This window comes from Rhodococcus sp. PvR044, from assembly GCF_040548995.1.
Classification (GTDB): Bacteria; Actinomycetota; Actinomycetes; order Mycobacteriales; family Mycobacteriaceae; genus Rhodococcus_G; species Rhodococcus_G oryzae.
In genome coordinates, this window is record NZ_JBEPSX010000006.1 from 246,246 (window position 1) to 270,129 (window position 23,884).

Annotated in this window: 22 protein-coding genes and 1 pseudogene; 7 read left to right on the forward strand and 16 right to left on the reverse strand. The window is 69.3% G+C overall.

Annotated features, from left to right (window positions below; translation table 11 throughout):
• Positions 1 to 81: 81 nt before the first annotated feature.
• Together ABIC28_RS16365 and ABIC28_RS16370 are read right to left on the reverse strand one after the other, a co-directional pair.
• Entirely contained in the window at positions 82 to 1,092 is a 1,011-nt protein-coding gene (locus tag ABIC28_RS16365) for a DUF5666 domain-containing protein (RefSeq protein ID WP_354579815.1), read from the reverse strand.
• 110 nt (positions 1,093 to 1,202) lie between these two features.
• Complete coding sequence (locus ABIC28_RS16370; protein ID WP_354579817.1) at positions 1,203 to 1,940, reverse strand: FadR/GntR family transcriptional regulator; 738 nt, start codon at positions 1,938 to 1,940, stop codon at positions 1,203 to 1,205.
• 306 nt (positions 1,941 to 2,246) lie between these two features.
• Between ABIC28_RS16370 and ABIC28_RS16375 the strand changes: the two genes are divergently transcribed.
• Positions 2,247 to 2,918 carry an MspA family porin gene (locus ABIC28_RS16375; protein ID WP_354579819.1) on the forward strand — a complete coding sequence of 224 codons (672 nt, stop codon included), beginning with the start codon at positions 2,247 to 2,249 and terminating at the stop codon, positions 2,916 to 2,918.
• Between the two features lie 98 nt (positions 2,919 to 3,016).
• Positions 3,017 to 3,694, forward strand: a complete 678-nt coding sequence (locus tag ABIC28_RS16380; protein ID WP_097210034.1) for an MspA family porin — start codon at positions 3,017 to 3,019, stop codon at positions 3,692 to 3,694.
• Between the two features lie 194 nt (positions 3,695 to 3,888).
• On the opposite strand, the gene clpB is transcribed toward ABIC28_RS16380, so the two are convergent.
• From clpB to ABIC28_RS16395, 3 genes are all read right to left on the reverse strand, one after another.
• Positions 3,889 to 6,441 (reverse strand): ATP-dependent chaperone ClpB, encoded by a 2,553-nt coding sequence (gene clpB / locus ABIC28_RS16385; protein WP_077040447.1) that lies wholly within the window; start codon positions 6,439 to 6,441, stop codon positions 3,889 to 3,891.
• A gap of 141 nt (positions 6,442 to 6,582) precedes the next feature.
• Entirely contained in the window at positions 6,583 to 7,278 is a 696-nt protein-coding gene (locus ABIC28_RS16390; RefSeq protein WP_209928457.1) for an alpha/beta hydrolase, read from the reverse strand.
• Between the two features lie 27 nt (positions 7,279 to 7,305).
• Positions 7,306 to 8,883, reverse strand: coding sequence for an AMP-binding protein (locus ABIC28_RS16395; protein ID WP_354579823.1), 1,578 nt, complete (start codon positions 8,881 to 8,883; stop codon positions 7,306 to 7,308).
• A gap of 144 nt (positions 8,884 to 9,027) precedes the next feature.
• Between ABIC28_RS16395 and ABIC28_RS16400 the strand changes: the two genes are divergently transcribed.
• Complete coding sequence (locus tag ABIC28_RS16400; protein ID WP_354579825.1) at positions 9,028 to 9,783, forward strand: FAD-binding oxidoreductase; 756 nt, start codon at positions 9,028 to 9,030, stop codon at positions 9,781 to 9,783.
• A 68-nt stretch (positions 9,784 to 9,851) separates the two neighbouring features.
• Here the strand turns inward: ABIC28_RS16400 and ABIC28_RS16405 are convergent, their stop codons facing one another.
• Entirely contained in the window at positions 9,852 to 10,706 is an 855-nt protein-coding gene (locus ABIC28_RS16405) for a mycofactocin-coupled SDR family oxidoreductase (protein WP_209928451.1), read from the reverse strand.
• A gap of 2 nt (positions 10,707 to 10,708) precedes the next feature.
• Positions 10,709 to 11,509: a mycofactocin-coupled SDR family oxidoreductase gene (locus ABIC28_RS16410; protein WP_097210029.1), complete on the reverse strand. Its 801-nt coding sequence runs from the start codon at positions 11,507 to 11,509 to the stop codon at positions 10,709 to 10,711.
• 152 nt (positions 11,510 to 11,661) lie between these two features.
• Between ABIC28_RS16410 and ABIC28_RS16415 the strand changes: the two genes are divergently transcribed.
• The 4 genes from ABIC28_RS16415 (at position 11,662) to ABIC28_RS16430 (ending at position 14,163) form a co-directional block, all read left to right on the forward strand.
• Complete coding sequence (locus ABIC28_RS16415) at positions 11,662 to 12,213, forward strand: nuclear transport factor 2 family protein (protein ID WP_097210028.1); 552 nt, start codon at positions 11,662 to 11,664, stop codon at positions 12,211 to 12,213.
• A 29-nt stretch (positions 12,214 to 12,242) separates the two neighbouring features.
• Positions 12,243 to 12,395 carry an antibiotic biosynthesis monooxygenase gene (locus ABIC28_RS16420; RefSeq protein ID WP_179800426.1) on the forward strand — a complete coding sequence of 51 codons (153 nt, stop codon included), beginning with the start codon at positions 12,243 to 12,245 and terminating at the stop codon, positions 12,393 to 12,395.
• A gap of 80 nt (positions 12,396 to 12,475) precedes the next feature.
• Complete coding sequence (gene tmpA, locus ABIC28_RS16425) at positions 12,476 to 13,606, forward strand: 2-trimethylaminoethylphosphonate dioxygenase (RefSeq protein WP_218840946.1); 1,131 nt, start codon at positions 12,476 to 12,478, stop codon at positions 13,604 to 13,606.
• A complete protein-coding gene (locus ABIC28_RS16430; RefSeq protein WP_209928446.1) occupies positions 13,603 to 14,163 on the forward strand; it encodes an HD domain-containing protein in 561 nt (186 codons plus the stop codon). Before tmpA ends, ABIC28_RS16430 begins: the two co-directional genes overlap by 4 nt.
• Here ABIC28_RS16430 and ABIC28_RS16435 read toward each other — a convergent pair.
• From ABIC28_RS16435 to ABIC28_RS16475, 9 genes and pseudogenes are all read right to left on the reverse strand, one after another.
• Entirely contained in the window at positions 14,150 to 14,905 is a 756-nt protein-coding gene (locus tag ABIC28_RS16435; protein ID WP_097210027.1) for a GntR family transcriptional regulator, read from the reverse strand. The genes ABIC28_RS16430 and ABIC28_RS16435 overlap by 14 nt on opposite strands.
• A 25-nt stretch (positions 14,906 to 14,930) precedes the next feature.
• A complete protein-coding gene (locus ABIC28_RS16440; RefSeq protein WP_354579830.1) occupies positions 14,931 to 16,028 on the reverse strand; it encodes an ABC transporter ATP-binding protein in 1,098 nt (365 codons plus the stop codon).
• Positions 16,025 to 16,939 carry an ABC transporter permease gene (locus ABIC28_RS16445; RefSeq protein WP_269588455.1) on the reverse strand — a complete coding sequence of 305 codons (915 nt, stop codon included), beginning with the start codon at positions 16,937 to 16,939 and terminating at the stop codon, positions 16,025 to 16,027. The genes ABIC28_RS16440 and ABIC28_RS16445 overlap by 4 nt, the downstream gene beginning before the upstream one ends.
• Positions 16,927 to 17,814, reverse strand: a complete 888-nt coding sequence (locus tag ABIC28_RS16450) for an ABC transporter permease (protein WP_209928444.1) — start codon at positions 17,812 to 17,814, stop codon at positions 16,927 to 16,929. Before ABIC28_RS16450 ends, ABIC28_RS16445 begins: the two co-directional genes overlap by 13 nt.
• On the reverse strand, positions 17,814 to 18,956 hold the full coding sequence (locus ABIC28_RS16455; RefSeq protein WP_307861323.1) for an ABC transporter substrate-binding protein: 1,143 nt from the start codon (positions 18,954 to 18,956) through the stop codon (positions 17,814 to 17,816). The genes ABIC28_RS16450 and ABIC28_RS16455 overlap by 1 nt, the downstream gene beginning before the upstream one ends.
• Before the next feature lie 254 nt (positions 18,957 to 19,210).
• Positions 19,211 to 19,951 carry an ABC transporter ATP-binding protein gene (locus tag ABIC28_RS16460; RefSeq protein WP_097210024.1) on the reverse strand — a complete coding sequence of 247 codons (741 nt, stop codon included), beginning with the start codon at positions 19,949 to 19,951 and terminating at the stop codon, positions 19,211 to 19,213.
• Positions 19,948 to 20,691: pseudogene (locus tag ABIC28_RS16465) on the reverse strand (ABC transporter ATP-binding protein); the annotation flags it as partial. The pseudogene ABIC28_RS16465 and the gene ABIC28_RS16460, both read right to left, overlap by 4 nt.
• Positions 20,692 to 20,700: 9 nt before the next feature.
• Positions 20,701 to 22,356: a flavin-containing monooxygenase gene (locus ABIC28_RS16470; protein WP_502945024.1), complete on the reverse strand. Its 1,656-nt coding sequence runs from the start codon at positions 22,354 to 22,356 to the stop codon at positions 20,701 to 20,703.
• Positions 22,357 to 22,465: 109 nt separating this feature from the next.
• Positions 22,466 to 23,629, reverse strand: a complete 1,164-nt coding sequence (locus tag ABIC28_RS16475) for a globin domain-containing protein (RefSeq protein WP_179800425.1) — start codon at positions 23,627 to 23,629, stop codon at positions 22,466 to 22,468.
• Between the last annotated feature and the right edge of the window lie 255 nt (positions 23,630 to 23,884).

The window sequence follows — 23,884 nt, forward strand, 5'->3', positions numbered from 1 at the left end:
ATCGCCAGTCACAATATCGACTGAACGGTCCCCGCGCGGCACTCGGCTCGCACGGGGACCGAAATCATCTGCCGAATGCCGTCAGTTCCCGAAGTTCCCGAGGTCCGGGAGCGTGGTGTTCACGATCACCTTGGCGAGGACGGACCCGTCATCGCCCTTCTCACCCTGGACCACCACGGTGTCGCCGGGCTTGAGGTCGCCGACCTTCGCGCCGCTGAGCGAGATGATCTTGGTGGACCCGTTGGTGACGACCGTGACCGCGGAGCCGCCGATGCCGTCGAGGATCAGCGTGGATCCGTCATTGGAGGTGATCGTCCCCACGGCCGCGCCTGCCGCGCCGATCGCCTCGCCGACACCGCCCGGGATCTGCGACAGGTCCGGGGCGCTGGTGGCGGGAGGTTGGGAGGTCCGCGGCGGTGCGGTGCTGGCCCGGGGCAGGGTGCTCGTCACCGGGGCAGACGCGCTGCTCGGGGAGTCCTTGCCGCCGCCACCGATCAGCATGACGCCGAGGCCGACGACAGCCAGGAGCAGCAGCCCCGCCACGACAAGGGCGACCGCCAGCACGCCCTTGCTGGGCCCCTTCTTCTGGTCACCGTCGAGGTACGGGTCCGCACCGGTCGGCGGTGGCGTCGGCGGCTGATTCGGGTCGTACCCCTGATACGTCGGGTACGCCTGCGTCGCATTCGGCGGCTGATTCGGGTCGTACCCCTGATACGTCGGGTACGCCTGCGTCGCATTCGGCGGCTGGTTCGGGTCGTACCCCTGGTACGTCGGGTACGCCTGCGTCGCATTCGGCGGCTGGTTCGGGTCGTACCCCTGGTACGTCGGGTACGCCTGCGTCGCATTCGGCGGGACCTGACCGTAGGCCTGGTGCGGGTCCGTGGTGTATTCCGGCGTCACCGGCCCGGCCGATCGGTCGAACTGCTGCGTCGGCTGATCGGCGCCGCGGGCCCAGACCTCGGTCGGTTGGTCCGGAGCCGCGCCCTCGGCCGCCGGAGCCCACTCCGCGGTGGGGTCGGGGCCGGCGTCGAACGGCTCGGTACCGTCGCCGGTTCGCTCCTGCGGTGTGCGCGGATCGTCCGTGTTGTTCATGTCTCGGGCCTGCTCTCTGCGCGGGCGATCGTGGGTCCCGCCGCTGGTCAATTCAGTCCGACCCGTCAGGATAGAGGCGGAACCTGAGACCGCGCTGAAGACGACGGTGGTTACCGCATCACATTCCAGGCGATCGGCCTTGACAGCTCGCCGGGGAAGTTGTCCCGCAGGTAGGCCGTCCACTGCGCGACGTGCGCCCGCATCGCTGCTTCGGCCGCGTCAGGGTCGCCCTCGGCGATGGCCGTGAGGATCGCGACATCGTCCGCGAGCACCCTCGACCGCAACCGCTCCGAATAGGCGACCCCGACCCCGGCGCCGACGAAGACCCCGTCCATGGCGTCGACCAGATAGCCGTACAGCGCGTTCCCCGACGCCCACGCGATGGTGTTGTGGAATCGGCGGTTCGCCGCGAGGAACACATCGAGATCGTCGAGATGCTCCTCCATCGCACGAACCGACTCGGTGAGGACCCGACGATGCTCCTCGGTTCGGTGCTCGGCCGCCATCCGCGCCATCAACGGCTCGAGGCCGACGCGCGCCTCCACGATCGTGCCGAAGGGCGACTCCTCGAACTGCAGCAACAGACCGAGGCCGGTCATCAGATGAGAGCCGTCGGGCTTCTGCACCGTCGGGCCCCCGCCCGGTCCGGGCTTGATCGAGAGCGCACCGGACAGCTCGAGATACCGCAGCGACTCGCGGAGCGTGCCCCTGCCGACCTGATACTGCTCGAGCATCACCCGCTCCGGCGGCAACCGGTCACCGGGCCGCAGACCCTCTCGCTCGATGTCCGCAATGATCCGCCTGGCGATGATCATCGCCGTCTTCTGCGGACGATCCGCCCTGTCCATCACCATCGCTCCGCCCCCTGCACAACCAGCACTTCCGTACAACCCCCAGACGCCGAATCCTACAGATGATTCGCAGGATTTGGGGTCAATCTGGACACCTGTCCTGCACTGTACGAGTCTCGCCCAGCCTGACCGCATGGTGTGAGATGAGTCTCATTTCTGCCTCGGTGTGGTCCATTGCATTCAATCGAATGATGCGGATAGTTTCTTGGGCGCAGCGTTCGGAAGCATGGCTCACGATCTGACCAGCCCTCCGGTCCCGTGCACCGCTTCCGACCACCACTGACCACCTCTAGAGGGGAACGAATGAGCGAGATCCGCAAGTCAGGCCTGCGCCGTGGCGCCCGTATGGCAGGCGCAGGCGCCGCCGCGGCACTGGCGATCGGCCTGATGTCGACGGGTGCGGCGCACGCCGACACCTTCGTGCCGCTGCCCGACGGGCAGAAGGCCGGACCGGGAGCGGTCGTCTCCCGCACCGGAGAGAGCGCCCTGATCTCCCCGTCGCTGGCCGCCAACGGCGCCGGCCGCACCGCCTGGGTCTCGGGCACCGTCACCGCGGACGTCACCGGCATCACCAAGGAAGGTGAGGCGGGGCCGTTCAACGGTGCCACCAACGACAAGGGCACCAACAACTCGTCCACGCACGGGGTCTCGCGGATCAGCACCGGCTACATCGTCGGGTGCCAGGTCGACATCACCGGCCTCGGCGGCTCCATCGGCGCAGGCATCGACCTCTCGGGACCGTCGGTCTCGGGTTCACTGACCGTCCCGGTCTCCGCCGGCCAGGTCAAGTTCGTCGGTGTCGCGGGCAAGGACATCAAGAAGAACGGCAAGTACGCCGTCCAGTACCAGGACACCCAGCTCGAGATCCAGAACTGCGGCGGCTTCGCCCAGGCCCGCTCCTACACCGTGGTCGAGATCGTCGGAAACGACTACTCCAAGACCACCCTGTACGGCCAGCCTTTCAGCATCGGATAGCGGCTGCGCCGCCCGTGCGCGTGTTGCACCCCGACTGGGGTACGACACGCGCACAGTCCACGCCTGAACTCGATACCTGAACCCTCAGAGGGGAATTCATGAACGTCAACACCACCGGCCTGCGTCGCGGGCTCAAGATCGCGAGCGCCGGCAGCGTCGCCGCCATCGCCCTCGGCTTCTTCTCCGCGGGCGCGGCGAACGCCGACACCTTTGTCCCGCTTCCCGACGGCTCGATCACCGAGACCCTCGTCGACGGCACCGTCGTCACGGTCAGCCGCACCGGCGAGACCGCCAACATCTCCCCATCGATGGGATCGACCCCGCTGCACCGCAACGTGTGGGTCTCTGGCTCCACCAAGGTGGAACTGTCCGGCGCAGGCGCCGAGGGCGGGCGGATCGAGCCCGGCTACGTGGTGGCCTGCCAGCTGACCCTCGGCGGCAAGGGCGGCGCCGACACCGGAATGTCCTCGAACTGGGACGGCGAGAGCGTCAAGCAGACCGCCAAGAGCGCGGGCAACCTGTCCATCGCCCCCGGCCAGGCCAAGAACGTCAAACTCCTCGACCTGGAGAAGGCCGACGACTTCGGCGGCGAGCTGCACACCGGCGCCAACACCTTCAAGGGCAAGAGCGGCAGCGTCACCTGGGCCGACTCCACCATCGGCGTCGAGGGCTGCGCCGGCTACGCCCAGGCCCGCTCCTACGTGAAGGTCACCGTCAGCACTGCCAGCGTGACCAGCAACGTCACCCTCTGGGGCCAGCCCTTCAGCATCGGCTGATCCCACCCCCAACGCACCCGGTCCACTCGGCCGCGCCCCTCACGCGACCGAGCCCGGGTGGCGCCGAGCTCGACGGCGCCGCGGCTCCTGGCCTGCCCCCCGGTCCATGAGTCGCGGCACCCCGACCCGGCCACAACGCGACTGTGCGCGAGGTTCCTCTTCGAACCTCGCGCACAGTCGTGTGTGTCACACCTCTATCCCAGGACGAGCGAATCGCCGTCGACCGAGACGTTCACCGGCACAGTGTCGCCGTCGTGAATCTCCCCGGCCAGCAACAGCTTCGCGAGCTGGTCGCCGATCGCCTGCTGGATCAACCGGCGCAGCGGCCGCGCCCCGTACAGCGGGTCGTATCCGCGGTGCGCCAACCATTCCTTCGCGGGCCCCGACACCTCCAGGCTCAACCTGCGGGCCGCGAGCCGCTTCGCCAGCTGCCCGAGCTGGATGTCGACGATCGACTCCAGCTGCTGCTCCGAGAGCGGATCGAAGATCACCACGTCGTCGAGCCGGTTGATGAATTCCGGCTTGAACGCGTGCCGCACGGCATCCATCACCTGCTCCCTGGTGCCACCGGCGCCCAGGTTCGAGGTGAGGATCAGAATGGTGTTGCGGAAGTCGACCGTCCGACCCTGACCATCCGTCAGGCGCCCCTCGTCGAGAACCGCCAGCAGGATGTCGAACACGTCCGGGTGCGCCTTCTCGACCTCGTCGAACAGCACCACCGTGTACGGCCGCCTTCGGACCGCCTCGGTGAGCTGACCGCCCTGGTCGTAGCCGACGTACCCCGGAGGAGCACCGACCAGCCGCGCCACCGAGTGCTTCTCGCTGTACTCGGACATGTCGATCCGGACCATCGCCCGCTCGTCGTCGAACAGGAAGTCCGCCAACGCCTTCGCCAGCTCGGTCTTGCCGACGCCGGTCGGGCCGAGGAACAGGAACGAGCCGGTAGGCCGGTTCGGGTCGGCGACCCCGGCCCGCGCGCGACGGACGGCATCGGACACCGCGATCACCGCTTCGTCCTGTCCGACCACCCGCTTGCCCAGCTCCGACTCCATCCGGAGCAGCTTGGCTGTCTCGCCCTCCATCATCCGGCCCGCCGGGATACCGGTCCACGCGGACACGACATCGGCGACGTCGTCGGGCCCGACCTCCTCCTTGAGCATCACGTCACCGTCGCTGGCGCCGCCGGACGCCTCGACCGCGGCCTCGAGCTTGCGCTCCAGTTCCGGGATCCGGCCGTACCGCAGCTCGGCCGCCTTACCCAGATCGCCGTCCCGCTCGGCCCGATCCGACTCGCCGCGAAGCGCTTCGAGCTGTTCCTTGATCTCGCGGACGGAATCGATGGCCTGCTTCTCGTTCTGCCACCTGGTGCTCAGCTGACCCAGCTTCTCGCGGTCGTCGGCGAGTTCCTGACGCAGCTTGACCAGCCGCGCCTTGGACGCCTCGTCGGTCTCCTTCTCGAGCGCCATCTCCTCGATCTCGAGCCGCCGCACCGTGCGCTCGACCTCGTCGATCTCGACGGGCCTGGAGTCGATCTCCATGCGCAGCCGTGACGCCGCCTCGTCTACCAGGTCGATCGCCTTGTCCGGCAGGAACCGGGAGGTGATGTAGCGGTCCGAGAGTGTCGCGGCCGCAACGAGAGCCGAGTCGGTGATACGCACGCCGTGGTGCACCTCGTAGCGCTCCTTGAGGCCGCGCAGGATGCCGACGGTGTCCTCCACCGACGGCTCCCCGACCAGCACCTGCTGGAAGCGGCGCTCCAGGGCGGCGTCCTTCTCGATGTACTTGCGGTACTCCTCGAGGGTCGTGGCGCCGACCATCCGCAGCTCACCGCGGGCGAGCATCGGCTTGATCATGTTGCCTGCGTCCATGGCGGACTCGCCGGTCGCACCCGCGCCGACGATCGTGTGCAGCTCGTCGATGAAGGTGATCACCTGACCAGCCGAGTTCTTGATGTCGTCGAGGACGGCCTTGAGCCGCTCCTCGAACTCGCCGCGGAACTTGGCGCCCGCGACCATCGAACCGAGGTCGAGGGAGACGACGGTCTTGCCGCGCAACGACTCCGGGACGTCGCCCGCCACGATGCGCTGGGCGAGGCCCTCGACGATCGCGGTCTTGCCGACGCCCGGCTCGCCGATGAGCACCGGGTTGTTCTTGGTGCGGCGGCTGAGAACCTGTACGACGCGTCGGATCTCGGTGTCCCGGCCGATCACCGGGTCGAGCTTGCCTGCGCGCGCGGCCTCGGTGAGGTCGGTGCTGTACTTCTCCAGCGCCTGATAGGTGCCCTCGGGGTCGGGGCTGGTCACGCGCGCGCTACCACGCACGGCGGTGAAGGCCTCGCGCAGCGCCTGCGGGGTGGCCCCGTGGCCGACAAGGAGTTTCGCGACGTCGGAGTCCCCGGAGGCCAACCCGACCAGGACGTGCTCGGTGGAGACGTACTCGTCGTCGAGCTCGGTGGCCAGGTGCTGGGCGGCGGTGAGCGCGGCGAGCGCCTCGCGGCCGAGCTGAGGCGTGGTGGTCGCGCCGGTCGTCTGTGGCAACCGGTCCACCATCGCCTGGGCCTCGCGGTGCACGGCGGTCGGGTCGACGCCCACCGCCTTGAGCAGCGGGGCGGCGATGCCGTCGGTCTGGTCGAGCAGCGCGGCGAGCAGGTGCGCCGGACGGATGTCCGGGTTGCCCGCGGCGGAAGCAGACTGCAAAGCGGCGGTCAGTGCCGCCTGAGTCTTGGTGGTCGGAGAAAACGAGTCCACTGGTCACCCCTTCGGAAGACGTCGGTCGTTGCCGTCGAGCCTATGCAGGGCCACTCGGCGTTGTCACATGTTCCAACGCTCGGAAGGTTGAGTCTGTTCCGCTCAAGTTTGAGAATCTTGGGGCTGATGTGGTGGCGCTGGTCACAGCCCGAGGCCGACGCGGTACCGCTCGAGCCGCTCCACCAGCTCCGCCGGGTGCGCGAGCGCGGGCAGGTGGCCGCCGTCCATCTCGTCGGGTGTGATCCCCAGCCGATCCCGCACCACCCGGCGCTGGAACTCCGCGGGGAACATGCGGTCCTGGCGGCACAGCAGGAACCGCGTCGGCACGTCCGGCCACGCCGGTAGCGGCCAGGGCGCGAGGAACGGCGTCTCGGACTGTTCCCGCGCCCCGTCCGCCATCACGACCGGGATCAGCTCCGGCGGCACGTCGTGCAGAAAGACCGTGACCGGATCGAACTCGGCGTCGGGGTCACGACCGTCCGCCACGTCCTGCGCGCGGCGGGCGGCCCTCTGCCCGGTGTTCGCCCACCAGTCGCCCGGCGCCTCCCCCGGAACCGGGACCATCGCCGCGACCAGCACCATCAGCGACACCGGTACCCGCTCGCACACCAGCGGCGCGGTGAACCCGGCCATCGACTGGGCCACCAGGATCAGCCCGGTGCGGTCGCCGATCGCGTCGACCACCACATCGGTGTACTCCGCGAGCCCGGCCGAATCGTCGTCACACGGCAGGTCCGGCGTCACCACGTCGTGCTCGGCAGCGCGCAGCAGCGGCGCCACGAACTGCCAGTACGACGAGTCGGATCCGGCTCCGGGGATCAGGACGTAGGTGGCCATGGGCCGACGCTACGCCCGCGATCGCCGCTATACCGCGCGCGCCGCGCCCTCCCAGTAGCGCGCCCGCAGTGCTTTCTTGTCCAGCTTGCCCAGCGGGGTCAGCGGGAGCGCGTCGACGAAGTCGATCGTCTTGGGCGCGTGCACCGCACCCTTCGCGGCCTTCACCCGCTCGACCAGCTCGGCGACCTCCACCGTCGCGCCCTCGCGCAGCACCACGCAGGCCTTCACGGCCTCGCCCCACTTCTCGTCCGGCACACCGACAACGGCGACCGAGGCGACCGCGGGATGACCGGAGATGACGTCCTCGATCTCCCGGGGGAAGACGTTGAAGCCGCCGGTGATGATCATGTCCTTCTTGCGGTCGACGATGTACAGGAATCCGTCCTTGTCCGCGCGGGCGACGTCACCGGTGTGCAGCCAGCCGCCGCGCAGCGCCTCGGCGGTCTCCGCCGGCTTCTTCCAGTAGCCCTGCATCACCAGCGGGCCGCGCACGCAGATCTCGCCGAGTTCGCCGCGGGGCACCTCGTTCAGGTCGTCATCGAGCAGGCGCACGTCCAGCCACGGCACCGGACGCCCACAGGAGGCCAGCCGCTCGAGGTTGGCGGGGTCGTGCTCCTCCTTGCGCATCACGGTGATGGTCATGCCGCACTCGGACTGACCGAAGTACTGGAAGAAGATCGGGCCCAGCTTCTCGATGCCCTCGACCAGGCGCGTGGGCGACATGGCCGCCGCGCCGTAGTACAGCGTCTGCAGGCTGGAGAGGTCCCGCTTGGCCAGGTCCGGGTGGTCGAGCAGCATGTAGATCATCGTCGGCACGAGCATCGTCACGGTGATCTTGTGCTTCTCGATCGCCTCGAGGACGGCACCCGGCTCGAAGGCGGGCAGCACCACCAGCGCGCCGCCGCGCATCAGCGTCGGCACGAAGAACGCCATGCCCGCATGCGAGAGCGGGGTGCAGGCGAGGAATCGCATCTCGTCCGGCCACTGCCACTCGGCCATCTGGATCTGCGGCAGCGTCACGCCCGACTGGAACGTGTTGATCACGCCCTTCGGCTTGCCGGTGGTGCCGCCGGTGTAGACGATGCTGCTCGGGTCGGAACCGGACACCTTCGCTGCGACCAGTGGCCCGGCGGTGAAATCCCCCGCCAGCGCCAGCAGGTCGACGCCGACCTCGGACGGGCCGAGCGAGAAGAAGTTCTTCAGCGACGGCACCGAGGCCTTGAGCTCCGCCGCGCGCGCCTCGAACGCGGTGGGATCGAAGATCAGCGTCTCGATCTCGGAATCCTCGAGGATGTAGCGGTGATCGTCGAGCGATCCCATCGGCGCCAGCGCGGTGTTGCGGCAGCCGAGGATCATCGTGGACCCGACGCTGATGAGCACCTCGGGACGGTTCTTCGAGAGCATCGCGACCGTGGAGCCAGTGCCGATGCCGAGGGACTGCAGCGCCTGCACGAAGCAGCTGATCTGGTCGCGCATCTGCCCACCGGTGAGCACCACATCCCCGAGGTAGAGCGCGGGGCGGTCCGCGTTGCGCTCCAGCGCGGTGATCAGCAGGTCCGCGGTGTACTGCGGGCGGTGCAGGTCGGCGAGCTCATCGGTGGTCATTTTTTCTCCGCTCTGACTGGGGGTCACGGCTGGCGGGCCGCGGCCGTGCACGTGGCACGCCTCACATTAGAACGCAAACTGACACATGTTCTAGTGGCAATTGCATTTGTGCAGGTGCCAAACCCGTCGCGATACCCTCTGGTCATGCAGAACACGGGTGTCGAACAGCAGGTGTGGACCGCGACAGTGGTGGAGCACCATCGGCTGCGAACCGATCTCGCGGTCGTCCGGCTGGAGGGCGAGTTCGTCCCGTTCACCGCGGGGCAGTCGGTCTCGGTGACCGTGCCGCAGAACCCGCGGGTCTCGCGGCGGTACTCCCCCGCCCTCCCGCCCTCGCTCGACGGCAAGCTCGAGTTCCACGTCCGGACGGTGCCCGCCGGCTGGATCAGCGGCGCGATCGTCGGCGACACCGCCCCCGGCGACCAGTGGCAGATCAGCGAACCGAGCGGACGCCTGTCGGTCGACGATTCCGGCCGGGACGTCGTGATGGTCGCGGGCGGCACCGGACTCGCCCCGTTCCGCTCGATCATCCTGGAGCTCGCGCGGCGACCGAGGCCGCCGCGGGTGTACCTGTTCATCGGCGGCCGTCATCCCCGCGACCTCTACGGCTCGGACATGCTGTGGATCCTGGCCCAGCAGCTGGACTGGCTGACCGTGGTTCCGGTCGTGGAGTCCGTGCAGGACCCCGAGTGGGCCGACGAGTGGTACGACCGGACCCGCGTCGACATCGGCTTCGGCCCCGACGACATCATCGCGGGCACGCTCGCCGAGGTCGTCAGCTCGTACGGCGCCTACACCGACCACCAGGTGCTGGTCTGCGGCTCCCCCGCCATGGTGCGGTTCACCCTGCGCTCGCTCATCGACAGCGGAACCCCCGCGGGCGCGATCCAGTTCGAATAGGCGCTCCGCGCCCGTGCGCGGTTGACGAGTCCACACACTCGTCAACCGCGCACGGGCGGCGGAGCCGCCTAGCGCCTGGTGCTGCCTGCGTCGACAGGCAGGGACACCGAGGTGATGTAGCGCGCCTCGTCGGACGCCAGGAAGAGCGCGGCATTCGCGACGTCCACCGGTTCGATCCACGGGATCGCGAGCATGTTCATCGTCGCGGCCGACTCCGCGAACTCCTCGCGCGTCGGCGGCCGGTCGAGATCGGGGCGGAACTTCGCGCGCACCGCGTCGTTCTGGATCATCGGGGTGTCCACGTTGGTGGGGTGCACGGTATTGACCCGAACCCGGTGCGGCGCCAATTCCTTTGCCATCGAACGCATCAGCCCGACGACGCCGTGCTTGGCGGCGGTGTAGTGGGCGACACCGACCAGGCCGCGCAGCCCGGCGATCGAGCTGGTGAGGATCATCGACCCGCCACCCCGCTCGATCAGGTGCGGCGCCGCCACCGCGCACGTCTGCCACACCCCGGTCAGGTTGACGTCGAGCATGGTCTTCCAGGTCTGCTCGTCGAGATCGAGCGCCGGGGCCGAGGAGGTGATCCCCGCGGTGGCGCAGACGATGTCGAGGCCGCTGAACGCCGCGACGCCGGCGTCCACCGCGGACGACAGCGCCGCCCGATCGCGCACGTCCACCTCGAAAGTCTCTATCCGCCCGCCCGTTTCGCGCACGAGTGCCGCGGTCTCGGCGAGGTCCGCCGCGCTCGACGGCGGCGTGACTACCGTGTCGACCGGCCCGCACAGGTCGACGGCGATCACGTCGGCGCCCTCCTGCGCGAACCGCAGTGCCTGCGCCCGGCCGATGCCGCGGGCCGCGCCGGTCACCAGCGCGACCTTGCCCGCCACCCGTCCGCTCGGAGTAGTCCCCGCTCGCGTCATCGTCACACCTTCTGTGTCAGGCCGGCGTCGACCACCAGCTCGGTTCCGGTGATGTACCGGGCTTCGTCGGATACCAGGAAGAGCAGGGCGTTGCTGACGTCGGCGGATTCCACCCACGGCACCGGCAGCAGATGGTTGCGCGCCAGCACCTCCATCACGTCCTCCGCGGTGGGGTCCGCCAGGTCGGGCCGTAGCCGGGCGAAGGTGGCGGGGTTCAGCGTCATCGCGGTACCGACCGCGCCGGGCAGCAGGGCGTTGACGCGAATCGACCTCGGCCCCAACTCGTTTGCGAGGGTCCGCATCAACCCGATCACCGCGTGCTTGCTCGCCGAGTAGTGGGCGGCGCCCGCGACGGCCTTCATGCCCGCGGTCGAGCTGACGATGACGACCGACCCGCCGCCGGCGCCGATCGACGGGGCCGCGGCCTTCACCGTGTGCCAGACGCCGGTCAGGTTGATGTCCAGGGAGCGCTGCCACACCGGGGCGTCGATGGTCCACGCCGGGCCCGGGTTGTCGCAGACGCCCGCATTGGCGACGACGACATCGAGCCGGCCCAGCTCGGCCACGCCCGCGTCCACGCCCGCCTGCACCGCGGCGAGGTCGCGGACGTCCGCTGCCCCGACCGCCGCACGCCGCCCCGCCTCGCCCACCAGCCGGGCGGTCTCGGCCAGGTCGGCCGCCGCGCCGGGAAGGTCGAGCGCGATGATGTCCGCGCCCTCCTCGGCGAGACGGACCGCATGGCTGCGCCCCATTCCGTTACCGGCGCCGGTGATGAGCGCGACCTTGCCCGCCATACGAGACATCGGTGTCTCCTTCCACGTCTGCAGCCGACGCTAAGGGGCACTCCTCAGGGCCGACACAAGCTCTCCCGCGCAGCGGGAGGTCCGCACGAACTCCGCCTGTCGCGGTGGGCGTCCGGGGCAGTATTCGATCGACCCGACGATTGGAGACCCACATGGCGATCATCGATCCGACCCGCACCTGGGAGATGCTGCAGAGCCGACTGGCCGACACGACCAACCCGCGACATCGCGTGGTGCTCGGTGCCGTTCTGGAGCACATGCAGGCCGAGGAGGAGCCCGACCTCGACCGGTTGATGGGCACCCTCACCCCGGACCCCGCCTACCACTTCTGGAACGCCGGAAAGGACGTCGGCCCCAAGGGAACGGACGCCGTTCGGACGTACTACAGCTGGTTCATCGGGACCCAGACGAACGTGCTCGAGTTCGCGCTCGACCGGCTGGTCGTGGACGACCACTGCGTGGTCACCGAGGGATTCCTCAAGCAGATCTACCCCGGCGCGTATGCCGCATCCGTCGGCATCGAGGTCGACGACGAGAGCGCCGACTACCTGGTGGTGAACCGACAGCTGATCCTGTGGCCGGTGGACGCCGACGGGCTCATCGGCGGCGAGGACTCCTACCAATCCGGCCCGGTGAGCGTCACGAAGATCGCGTTCGAGGACCTGCCGCGCAAGTACGTGGACATGGTCCACGTCTCCACCTGAGACCACAACGACGACCTGAAAGACACACCGTGCACACCGCTTTCATCCGCGTGAAGGTAGCCCCGGCCGCGGCCGACCGCGCGGCGCTCGCCATGCTCGCACTCGTCGAGCCGACGCTCGCCGAGCCCGGCTGCGTCACCTACGAGCTCTGGGAGTCCAACCACGCGTCCGCACTCGCCTGATCCGCCACGCTCTGATCCGCCACCCACTGTTCACCCCGGCGTTGTCGACCGGCACGCCCGACCATGCCAACCTCGAAGACATGTACAGCCAAGTTATCGAGAAGAGGGCAATCGACGCGTCGGTCGTCGACGGCGACCTGCGTCTGACGGTCGACGGCAAGGTGGTCGAGGTTGCCGCGGTGTGGCTCCGCGACGCGTGCACGGACCCCGCCAGCCGCGACGCCGTGAGCGGTCAGCGACTGTTCAACATCGTCGACCTGCCCGCCGAACTCCGGGTCCGCGACGCCCGGATCCGCGGCGACCGCGTCGAGGTCGAGTTCGCCCCCGACGGCCACCGGTCGACCTTCGAGCTCGACGCGCTGATCGCAGCGGACGCGCCTGCGCCGCTGGCCGATTCGCGTACCGAGCAGGGCAAGCGGCTGTGGCGTACGGCCGCCGAGGTGTCGCCGCTGCGGTCCCACGACTGGGCCGGCTATCTCGCAGAGCCGACGCCGGCACTGCGCGAGGTGGTGGGATGCGGATTCGCGCTGCTGCGCGGGGTGCCGACCGAGCCAGGTCAGGTCACCAAGGTGGCCGAGACGTTCGGCTTCGTCCGGGAAACCAACTACGGCAGGCTCTTCGACGTGCGGGTCGAGGAGAACGCGGTGAACCTCGCCTTCACCGGCCTCGCGATCAGCCCCCACACCGACAATCCGTACCGCGACCCGGTGCCGACGCTCCAGCTCCTGCACTGCCTGCACAACGCCTCGGTCGGCGGCGAGTCAGGCCTTGTCGACGGCTTCGCGGCCGCGGCAACCCTGCGCCAGCGCGACCCCCGCGCCTTCGAGATCCTCACCGGCACCGCGGTGACGTACCGCTTCGACTCCCCCGACGCCCACCTGAGCGCGGTCACGCCCCTGATCTCCCTCGACCAGTCCGGCCGCATCCGCGAGATTCGTTTCAACAACCGCTCGATGGCGGTGCCGCGCCTACGTCCCGACCTCGCGCGCGAGTTCTATCGCGCCTACCGCGCCTTCGCCGAGCTGTTGTACGCACCCGAGGCCCGGCTCGATTTCCACCTCGGCGCCGGCGACTGCCTGATCTTCGACAACACCCGACTGCTGCACGCGCGCACCGCCTTTGCCGCCAACGGTGACCGACACCTCCAGGGCACCTACGCGGACCTGGACGGACTGCTGAGCACCATCGAGACCTACCGGGAGATCCGATGACCCACGCCTACGATGCCCTGACCGCGCTGTTCGACGGAGAGGGCGGGCAGGAGTACCTCGGCGAGCAGGTGTCCATGGCCCAGCACATGCTCCAGACCGGGCGGGCCGCACGCGCGGCGGGCGCCCCCACCGAGCTGGTGGTAGCCGCGGTGCTGCACGACGTCGGCCATTTCTCAGGCGCGATCAGCGGCCGAGAACTCATGTCGGGCAACGACAACCACCACGACGCCGTCGCAGCCGAGTGGCTGACCACCTGGTTCGACGATGCGGTGACCGAGCCGGTGAGGCTGCATGTCGCGGCCAAGCGCTACCTGTGCGCCACCGACCCCACCTACTACGACAAGCTCTCCGACGCCTCGAAGTTCACCATGGCGGTGCAGGGCGGGGTGATGGACGAGGCGGAGGTCGCGGCGTTCGCCGCCGAGCCCTACGCCGAGGAAGCCTGCCTGCTACGCCGGTTCGACGACCTGGGCAAGGACCCCGACGCGCCCGCGGTCACCCTCGCGGACTTCCGCGTCGACATCGACGCACTGGACCGAACCCTCAGCGGGAACTGACCCGGCTGGTCGCCCCGGCGGCCAGCGAGTTGCGGACCACGAACGCGACGGCCTCGCCTGCGTACAGGTCGATCGAGCATTCGAGGACCTCGCCGACAGGGTCGGTGGTCCGCCGGACCGTCCGCAGCAGCGGCGCTCCGGGAGCGAGGCCGAGCAGCTCGGCCTCCCGGGGTCTCGCCGCGACGGCGTCGATGGCGTGCTCGGCGTCGGCGAAGACGATGCCGTGGTCCGCCAGGCGGTCGGTGATCGACTCGGCGTCCAGGTCGATCGCGGCGATCAGCGGCGCGAGCGACTCCGGGTAGTAGGTGCTCTCCAGCATCGTCGGCGCCGCCCCCAACAGCCGAACGCGTTCGACGTGAAAGACGTTGGCGCCCTCGGCGACTCCGAGCTTGTCCGCGACCGCCCCGGACGCCGGCACCGCGGCAGCGCCCAGCGTCCGGCTGCTCGGCGTCTCGCCGAGGCCCCGCGCCCACCGGGAGAAGCTGACCAGCTCGGTCATCGACTGCACCTTCGGGCCGCTCCGGACCTGCCGCCGTGCACCCCGTCGCGAGGACACCACCCCGGTGGAGCGCAGGAACGCGAAGGCCTGGCGGATGGTCCCACGGGAGACGCCATACCGCGCCGTCAGCTCGTTCTCCGACGGCATCGTGGCCCCGCCTGCGAAGTCACCGCGTTCGATCGCGGTCTGGATGTCCGCGGCAATCGACCGGTAGAGCGGCAGATCGCTTGCTCCCGCACTCATCTCACCACCGTACCGACCCGGCGGCTCACGCCAGCAGCACCGGGCGCTCGAGCAGGGACACGTGCACTCGGGTGCCGGGCGTCAGTGCCCCACCGCGATGGCTGGCGACGTCGGCGAGCAACTCCGCCCCGTCCGGCCGTGCCAGCCGCAGCCTCGTCGACGCTCCGTAGAAGGTCGCTGCCGAGACGACTGTGTCGCCCTCGGTGGCCTCGTGCACCAGCACCGCCTCGGGACGCGCCAGTACGGTCACCGGGCCCGGCCCGGGCCACGCTCCGTCACAGACCAGGGTCTGCTCGCCCACGCGGACGGTGCCACGGTCAACGGCGACCGCCGGGATGTGGTTCATCGTGCCGACGAACTCGGCGACGAAGGGCGTCGCCGGACGGCGGTACACCTCGCTCGGGGGCGCACACTGCTCGAGCCGGCCTGCCCGCATCACCGCAACCCGATCCGCGACGGCGAGGGCCTCCTCCTGATCGTGGGTGACCAGCAGGGTGGTCACGCCCAGGTCCAGCTGGATCCGGCGGATCTCCTCCCGCAGCTGGTACCGGACCTTGGCGTCGAGCGCCGAGAGCGGCTCGTCGAGCAACAGGACGCGGGGGGCGATCGCCAGCGCCCGCGCCAACGCCACCCGCTGCTGCTGTCCGCCGGAGAGCTGATGCGGGAACTTGGCGACGTGGTCGGCGAGGCCGACCAGGTCGAGCAGCTCCCGCGCCCGGGCCAGCCGCCCGCCGCCCCGGCGTCCGCCGCCGCGGCCGCGCAACCCGAGGCCGAACGCCACGTTGTCCTGGGCAGTCATGGTGGGGAAGAGGCTGTAGGACTGGAAGACCATCCCCATGTCGCGGCGGTTGGCAGGCAGGCCCGCCGCGTCGCTACCGCCGACCAGCACCTGCCCGCTGTCCGGCTGGTCGAAACCGGCGAGGATCCGCAGAGCGGTGGTCTTGCCGCAACCGGACGGCCCGAGCAGCGCCACCAGTTCGCCCGGGGCGACGTCGAGGTCCAGCCCGTCCAGTGCGTTCACGGCGCCGAAGGTGCGCCGGACGCCGACGAAGCTGACGGCCGTGCCGCCGCCGTTGACGGTGGCGCGAGGCGGGGTCTCGTTTCGGACGCTCGGATTCGTCATGGCTTTGCCTTTCGTGTTCGGCCCGCGACCGCCACCACGATCAGCAGCAGCGCCCAGGTGACTGCCAGGCTGAGCAGGGCCAAGGCGACCTGCAGCTGGCCGTCGGTGGCGCCGGACTGGGCGAGCCACACCGGGAAGGTCGGGAAGATCAGGATTTTCGCGATCGTGTACTCGCCCATCACCAACGCGAAGGCGAGGAAGCCCGCGTTGAGCAGCGACGTCCGCAGGGCCGGGAGCACGACGCGCCACAGCACCGTCGGCCAGCGCGCCCCCAGGTTCAGCGCCGCCTCGACCAGGACGGTCACCTTCGAGCCACGCAGCCCGGCATCGAGGCTGCGGTAGGTGAACGGCAGGGCGATCACCACGTACATCAGCGCGAGCACCAGGGGCAGGGACTTGTCCTGCAATGCGGTGAACACGGCAGAGACCTCGACGAACTCGCTGCCGTTGCCCCAGCCGAGCACACCACGGACGCCGACGACGAGGGCCACCGGCGGAATCACCAGCGGCAGCAGCGAGAACACCTCGACGTAGGGCCGCGCCCGCGGCAGCCGCAGGTGCACCAGCAGCATCGTCGGCACCATCAGCGCCAAAGTGATTGCCACCGAGATCAATCCGAGCAGCAGCGAACTCGTCATCGCGTCCACGAAGCCGGTCGCCGTGAAGATGCGGGTGTACGCCGCCAGACTCGGACCGTCGGCGCCGTCCACAGTGAACCAGAACGCCACCAGGACCGGACCGAGGAAGTACAGGCCCGCCAGCCCGAGGACCACCCCGCGCCAGAAACGCACCGGCGGCCCGTCCCGGCGCACGCGGCCCCGAGACTGCGGCGGGGCGGCGGTGGGCGCCGGCGCCCCAGCAGTTGGTGTCACCGTGCTCGGTGCCACCGGCGCGCCGATCACTGCAACCATCGCGAACTCCTCCGCTGCATCAGTTGGTAGAGCAGGGTCAGCGGGACCACCACCACGATCATGGACAGGGCAAGAGCCGCCCCCAGGTTCTCCTGCCCGGCAAGGACATTTCCGGACAGCGCGCCGTCGATCCGCAGCGGCGTGATCGCCAGCGTGCCGTTGGTGAGCGCCTCAGCGGTCGCGTACGACGAGAAGGCGGTGCAGAAGAGCAGCGCGATGCTGCCGAGGAAATGCGGCAGCAGGGCCGGGCCCGCGACGTGACGCCAGTATTGCCAGCCACGCGCACCGAGCCCCTCGGCCGCCTCCCGCCACTCGGGGCGAAGGCCCTCGATCGCCGGGGTGATGACCAGCACCATGAGCGGGATCAGGAAGTACAGGTACACGAACTGCACCCCGCCCCGCGAGTACAGGTCCAACCCCAGGTCGTCGCGAAGCGAGAGTCCCAGGCGCTCCTGCACGAAGACGGTGAGCACGCCGGCGTTACCGATCGCCGCGACGAAGAGGAACGCCAGCGGCAGCCCACCGAAGTTCGCGAGCACCGCGGCACTGGTGGAGACCAGTTTCTGCAGCAGCCCGCCCCGGCTGGTGGCCACCGCGTACGCGAGCACCATCCCGAGCACGGCAGCGATCACCGCACACACCAGCGACATCGTCGCGCTGTTCCACAACGCGTCCAGGTAGGCGCCGCCGAGCGCGGCGGACATGTTCGCGACGCCGAAAGTGCTGGCGCCGCCCTCGCCGCGCACCCGGAACGCCGAGTACGCGATGACCGCGGTGGGCAGCAGGAAGAAGACGCTCACGTAGCCGAAGAACGGCACCAGACCGAACCAGCTCCACGGCAGGCGCGCGCGGCGCGCGGCAGTCCCGGATCGCACTACTGGACCGTGCTCGCCCACGTCTGCGTCAAGGTGTTCTTCGCCGCGGTTGCCTGTGCATCCGTGGGGAATTCGGCCTTGACGTTCACCGCGGGCAGGTGCTCGGCGAGCGCCGGGTCGACGGTTCCCGCGGCCTGCATGGCCGGCAGGCGCGCCGGGCGCGCGTAACCCGCGAGGTAGCCGTTCTGGCCCTCGTCGCTGTAGAGGTACTCCTGCCACAGACGCGCGGCGGCCGGGTGCGGTGCGGTCGCACTGATCGCCTGCGCGTAGTACGAGCCGATCGTCGCGTCATTGGAGACGGCGACGCTCCAGCGCACCCCGGCGTTCGCGAGGTCCTTGGTCTTCGCCGCGTTCAGGTAGTCCCAGTCGACGACGATGGGGGTCTCGCCGGACTGGATCGTGGCCGCGGTCGCCTTCACGGGGACATAGTTTCCGCTGGCCTTGAGCTTGCCGAAGTAGTCGATCCCAGGCGCGATGTTGTCGACCGAACCCCCGTTGGCCAGGGCCGCGGACCAGACGGACATCAGGGCGGAGTTGCTCTTGAGGGGATCCCCGGTCAGCGCGACCTTGCCCCGGTACTCGGGCTTGGCCAGGTCCGCGAACGAAGCCGGGCACACTGCCACCTTCGCGGCGTCGCAGCCGATCGAGATGTATCCGCCGTAGTCCGCGTACCAGGTGCCGTCGGGCGACTTCTGCGTCTCGGGGATGCCGTCCCAGGTCGCCACCCGGTACGGCGCGTAGAGCCCCTCTTCGGCACCGCTGATGGCGAACGCGGTGCCGACGTCGACCGCGTCGGGCGCGCGGTCCTGCCCCTTGAGGGACTTGATCGCGTTGACCTCGTCGGCGCTGCTGGCCTCCGGGTTGTCGACGGTGACCGGGATGCCGTACTTGGCGCCGAAGTTGTCGATGAGATCGCCGTAGCCTGCCCAGTCGCGGGGCAGAGCAATGAGATTCAGCGATCCTTCCGCCTTGGCGGCGGCGATCAGCGCTTCCATCCCGCCGACGTCGGCGACCGACGTGGCGGTGGCCGCGGCGGCGGGTGACGCGGTCGCATCAGCCTTCTTGGTGCAGGCGGCCGAGCCGAGGACCACGGCCCCCGCGACGAGAATGATGCCCGCGTTGCGAATCGATGTTCTGCGCACGTGTCCGACTCCAGGGTGAGAGTGCCCATCCGCTGCGGCCGGTTGGCCGAGCAGGTCAGACTCTGCGTGCACAAGTTGTATAGCCAAGAGACCGATCGGGGCGGCCAGGTGAACACAACCTGAATGCCTGGTTGTGACCCGGCCCGCGGTCCGGGAATGCCTCCGCCGCCACAACGTTGACGGCGGTCCCGGAGGAGTCCCCATGCCCCGAGACCGTCGACAACATCCTCACCCTGCTGTCCAGGAGACCGGCCCTAGCCGCCGACCCGCCCGAAGTACGCGTCCCGCAGGACCGCGAGGTCGTCGATGTCACCGGCGTCGGCGTCCATCACCACCCGTCCGATGTCGAGCACGGTGACGTGGTCGGCCACGCTCATCGCCGCCTCGACCGCCTGCTCGACGAGCAGCACCGCGAGCCCGGCCTCCTTGAGCACGCTCACCCGTTCCATCACCTCGTTGACGATCACCGGGGCCAGGCCGCCTGACGGCTCGTCGAGGAGCAGCAGCGTCGGCTCGGCCATCAGCGCCTGCCCGATGGCCAGCATCTGTTGCTGGCCACCCGACATCGAGCCCGCGAGCAGGCCGCGCTTCTCGCCGAGGATCGGGAACAGGTCATAGATCCGCGCGACCTCCTGCTTGAGCGCGGACCGCCGCATCTTGCGGACGTAGCCGCCGAGGATGAGGTTCTGCTCGACGGTCTGGCGGTGGAAGACCCGCTTGCCCTCCTGGACGTAGGCGATCCCACGTCGGACCCGCTGGTGGGCCGGGACCTTGGAGATGTCCTGCCCGTCGAACTCGACGGAGCCCGCCGAGATCTTGTTCAGCCCGGAGATGGCGCGCAGGGTGCTGGTCTTGCCCGCACCGTTGCGACCGAGCAGGGCCGTCACCTTGCCTGGCCAGACGTCGAGCGAGACGTCCCAGACCACCCGCAGGTCGCCGTATCCGGACTCCAGGTTCCGCACGCTCAGTAGCGGTGTCGTGGCGCCTGCGGTCATGACTTCACCTCCGTGGACAGTGCGGCCTCTTCGTCGGCGATGGTGCGGGCACCGGTCTCCTCGACGCTGACGCCGAGGTACTCGCTGAGCACCCGCGGGTTCTGCTCGATCTCGGCGGGGCTGCCGTCCGCGATGACGGCTCCCTGGGCGAGCACCACGATGCGGTTGGCGAGCTCGAGGACGAGCCGGAAGTTGTGCTCCACCAACACCACCGTGGCGCCGGCGTCGCGCAGGTCGCGGATCAGGTCCGCGAGCCGCTCGACCTCGTTCTCGTCCAGGCCGGAGGCGACCTCGTCGAGCAGCAGCACCCGGGGCTCGGCGACCACGGACCGCGCGACCTCGAGGAGCCTGCGCATGCCAAGGGGCAGCGCGGTGGCCGTCTCGTCGCGCAGGTGTGACATCCCGACCATCTCGAGGGCGCGCTGCGCCTCGGCGAGGTCGGCGGCGCGCACCCTGCGGTAGCTGGGCAGCCGCAGCACGGTGGCGACCATCGACACCCGATCGGTGCTGTACCGCCCCGAGGCCACCGCCTCCAGCACGGTGATGTGCTCCGGGATGTTCGGGGTCTGGAAGGTCCGGGCGACACCGACCCGGGCGACACGGTCCGGGGACAGGCCCTGGACCTCGTTGTCCCCGATCAGGATCCGGCCGGAGTCTGGCTTGTAGAACCCGCAGATCATGTTCAGCATGGTGGTCTTGCCCGAACCGTTCGGCCCGATCAGCGCGGTCACCCCACCGGGACGGTGTGGTCAGGCACCCGCCTCGATGAGCTCGAATCCCTTGTACCCGGCGGCCGCGACGTCGGCGATGATCTCGCCGTAGGCGCCGAAGCCGCCGACGAACGGCATGAACACCCGCGGCTTACCGGGGATGTTGGCGCCGAGGTACCACGAGTTCGCCGTGGTCATGAGTGTGGACGCGGCCCGATCGGTGCACTCGCGTCCCCACGCGGTGACCGCATCGGCGGTCGCCTCGACGGCGACGGCGCCGTGGGTGTCGAGGTGCTCGATCAGGTCAGCGACCCAGTTCACGTGCAGCTCCGAGTGCAGCACCATGTTCGCGAGCACCGACGGGCTGCCCGGCCCGGTCAGGTTGAACAGGTTGGGGAACCCGTCCGTGCCGAGGCCGAGGTAGGTCCGCGGGCCCTCCGCCCACGCCTGGTTCAACGTCCGGCCGTCGCGGCCGACGATGTTCACCTTCTCGAGCGAACCGGTCATCGCATCGAACCCGGTGGCCAGCACGAGGGCGTCCAGCTCGTAGCGCTCGCCGGTCGTGTTGACGCCGGTCGCGTCGATGCGGGCGATCGGGGTGGCCTTGAGGTTCACCAGGTTCACGTTGGCGCGGTTGTAGGTCTGGTAGTAGTTGGCGTCGGTGCAGATCCGCTTGGTGCCGATCGCGTGGTCCTTCGGGATCAGCAGCTCCGCGACCTCGGGGTCGTCGATGACCGCGCGCACCTTGCCCTCCCAGAACTCCCTGGCGGTGGCGTTGGCGTCGGCATCGAGCACCTGGTCCGGGAACGTCTTGCTGAACAGCACCCCGCCGAGCTGCCAGCGCTTCTCGTAGGCCTCGCGCCGCTCCTCCTCCGAGACCTCGAGGGCGTTGCTGGGGTGCGCCTGGTGCGGGGAGCCGCCGCCGCTGAGGAACGAGAGCCTGCGTCGCTCGGCGTAGCCCGCCTTCTGCGCGCGCCTGGTCTCCTCGTCGAGCGGCACGTTGCCCGCGGGCACGCTGTAGTTCGCGCTGCGCTGGAACACGTGCAGCTGCTCGGCCTGCTCCGCGATGAACGGGATCGTCTGGATGCCGGAGGATCCCGTCCCGATCACGCCGACCCGCTTGCCCGTGAAGTCGACGCCCTCGTGCGGCCAGTGCGCGGTGTGATAGACCCCGCCCTGGAACTCGTCGAGGCCCTCGATGGCGGGGATGTTCGCATTGGACAGCGGGCCGACCGCGAAGATGACGAACCGGGCGGAGATCGTCTCGCCCGCATCCGTGCTGACCTGCCAGCGCAGCGTCTGCTCGTCGAGCACCGTGTCGGTCACCCTGGTGCCGAAGGTGATGTCGCGGCGCAGGTCGAAGCGGTCCGCGACGTGGTTGACGTAGCGCAGGATCTCCGGCTGGGTGGCGTACTTCTCGCTCCAGTCCCAATCCTGCTGCAGTTCTTCGGAGAACGAGTACGAGTAGTCGACGCTCTCGACGTCGCAGCGCGCGCCGGGGTACCTGTTCCAGTACCAGACGCCACCGACCCCGTCGCCCGCCTCGAACACCCGCACCGTGAGCCCTGCTCCTCGGAGCCGATGGAGCGCGTAGAGCCCGGCAAAGCCGGCGCCGACGACGACCACGTCGACGTCGGCTGCTGTGTCGGCCTGAGGGGAAGCGGTCCCTGCGGACGAAGCTGACTGGGCGTTCACGGTGACTGCCTTTCGCTGGAGACTCTCTCTCCAGCGACGCTATTGCGGCGGCGTCATCGTGGCCTACCGCCTCTCCCGCTGACCGGGCGGTGCGATGCCCTGACCCGGATCAGTACAGGGGGTCGTGCCGCATGTTCTCGACCGGGACACCCTTGGCCTGCAGCCGGAACTTCGCAGTCTGGATCGTGGAGGCGGACCCGACGATCTGGATGTCGTGGTTCGACCAGTCACCGAAATCGGCGGCGACGGCGCTGACCTTGCCGGTGATCCGCTTGTACATCCCGGCGGGCGGGGACGGGATCGGGTCGAGGTGGAACCAGGGGTTGGTGTCCTCCTCGGAGACCGGGATGACGGTCAGCCACGGGTTGGTCAGCGACAGCTGCCACAGGGTCTCGATGTCGTACAGGTCGCACGGGTAGTTGCCGCCCACGAACACGTGCACGTTCGGGTTGTTCGCGCGCATCGCCATCTCCATCAGCTGCGCGCGCAGCGGGGCGATGCCCGTTCCCGACCCGATCATCAGCATGTCCCGGTTCTGGGTGCGGTCCACGCCGAGCGCGCCGAGCGGGGAACCCATCACCCAGGTGTCGCCGAGGTTGGTCTGGCCGACCATCGCCGGGCTCACCCAGCCGCCGGAGACGCGCCGGACATGGAACTCGATCTGCCCCTCGGGGTTCGCCGGGATGGCGGGCGAGAGGTAGCGCCACATGCGGGGACGGCCGGGGACGGTCACGCTCACGTACTGGCCGGCGCCGTACTCCATCGGCCGGTCCAGCTGCAGCCGGACCACCGCGACATCCTGGAGCACCTGCTTGTGCTCGACGACGGTGCCGGTCCAGGTCGCGGGGCCGGTCTCGGCGTTCGCGGCCTCCATCATCACCGAGGCGATCAGGGCGATGGCCTCGCGCCAGGCGTTGTCGACCTCGTCGGTCCACATCTCGTTGCCCGCGAAGTTCTTGAGCGCGAAGATCAGCGCGTTGCCGACGGCGGTGTAGTGCGCGTCGACCACGCCGTACTTGCGGTGATCGCGGCCGAGCTGAGCGAGGAACAGGAGAACCGGCTCAGGGTCGTCGAGCTGGTCGATGACGTAGGCGATCGCGTGGACCAGCCGCTCTCGCTGGGCCTCCATGGCGGCGGGGAAGAACTCGCGGACGTCGGGGTTGTTCGCGAACAACACGGAGTAGAACGACTGCGTCAGCCGAGCCGGTCCGTCGTCGATTGCCGCCACGGCCTTGAAGGTCGTTCGGACAAGCGAAATAGCCGTTGAATCCACTGCAGAGTCCCCGTTCCGCATACAAACGCGGCCTGCGGTGTCCTCTGCAGGTCGCGTGGCCCCTCCGGCTGGTTGCCGTTGGGTTTGGGGAAGTCTAGCGAGGAATCGCCACATCCGAAACACGTACTAGTAGAACGTCCGTTCAACTCGCAGACTGACGGTTCTCACACTAGGGTCTTCGTCGATGTGAGGCCGCCGCGGGGGCGGCAGAATGGAGTTCCGTCACCGTGGTCATAGCCTCCGGAGAGGAAGGGC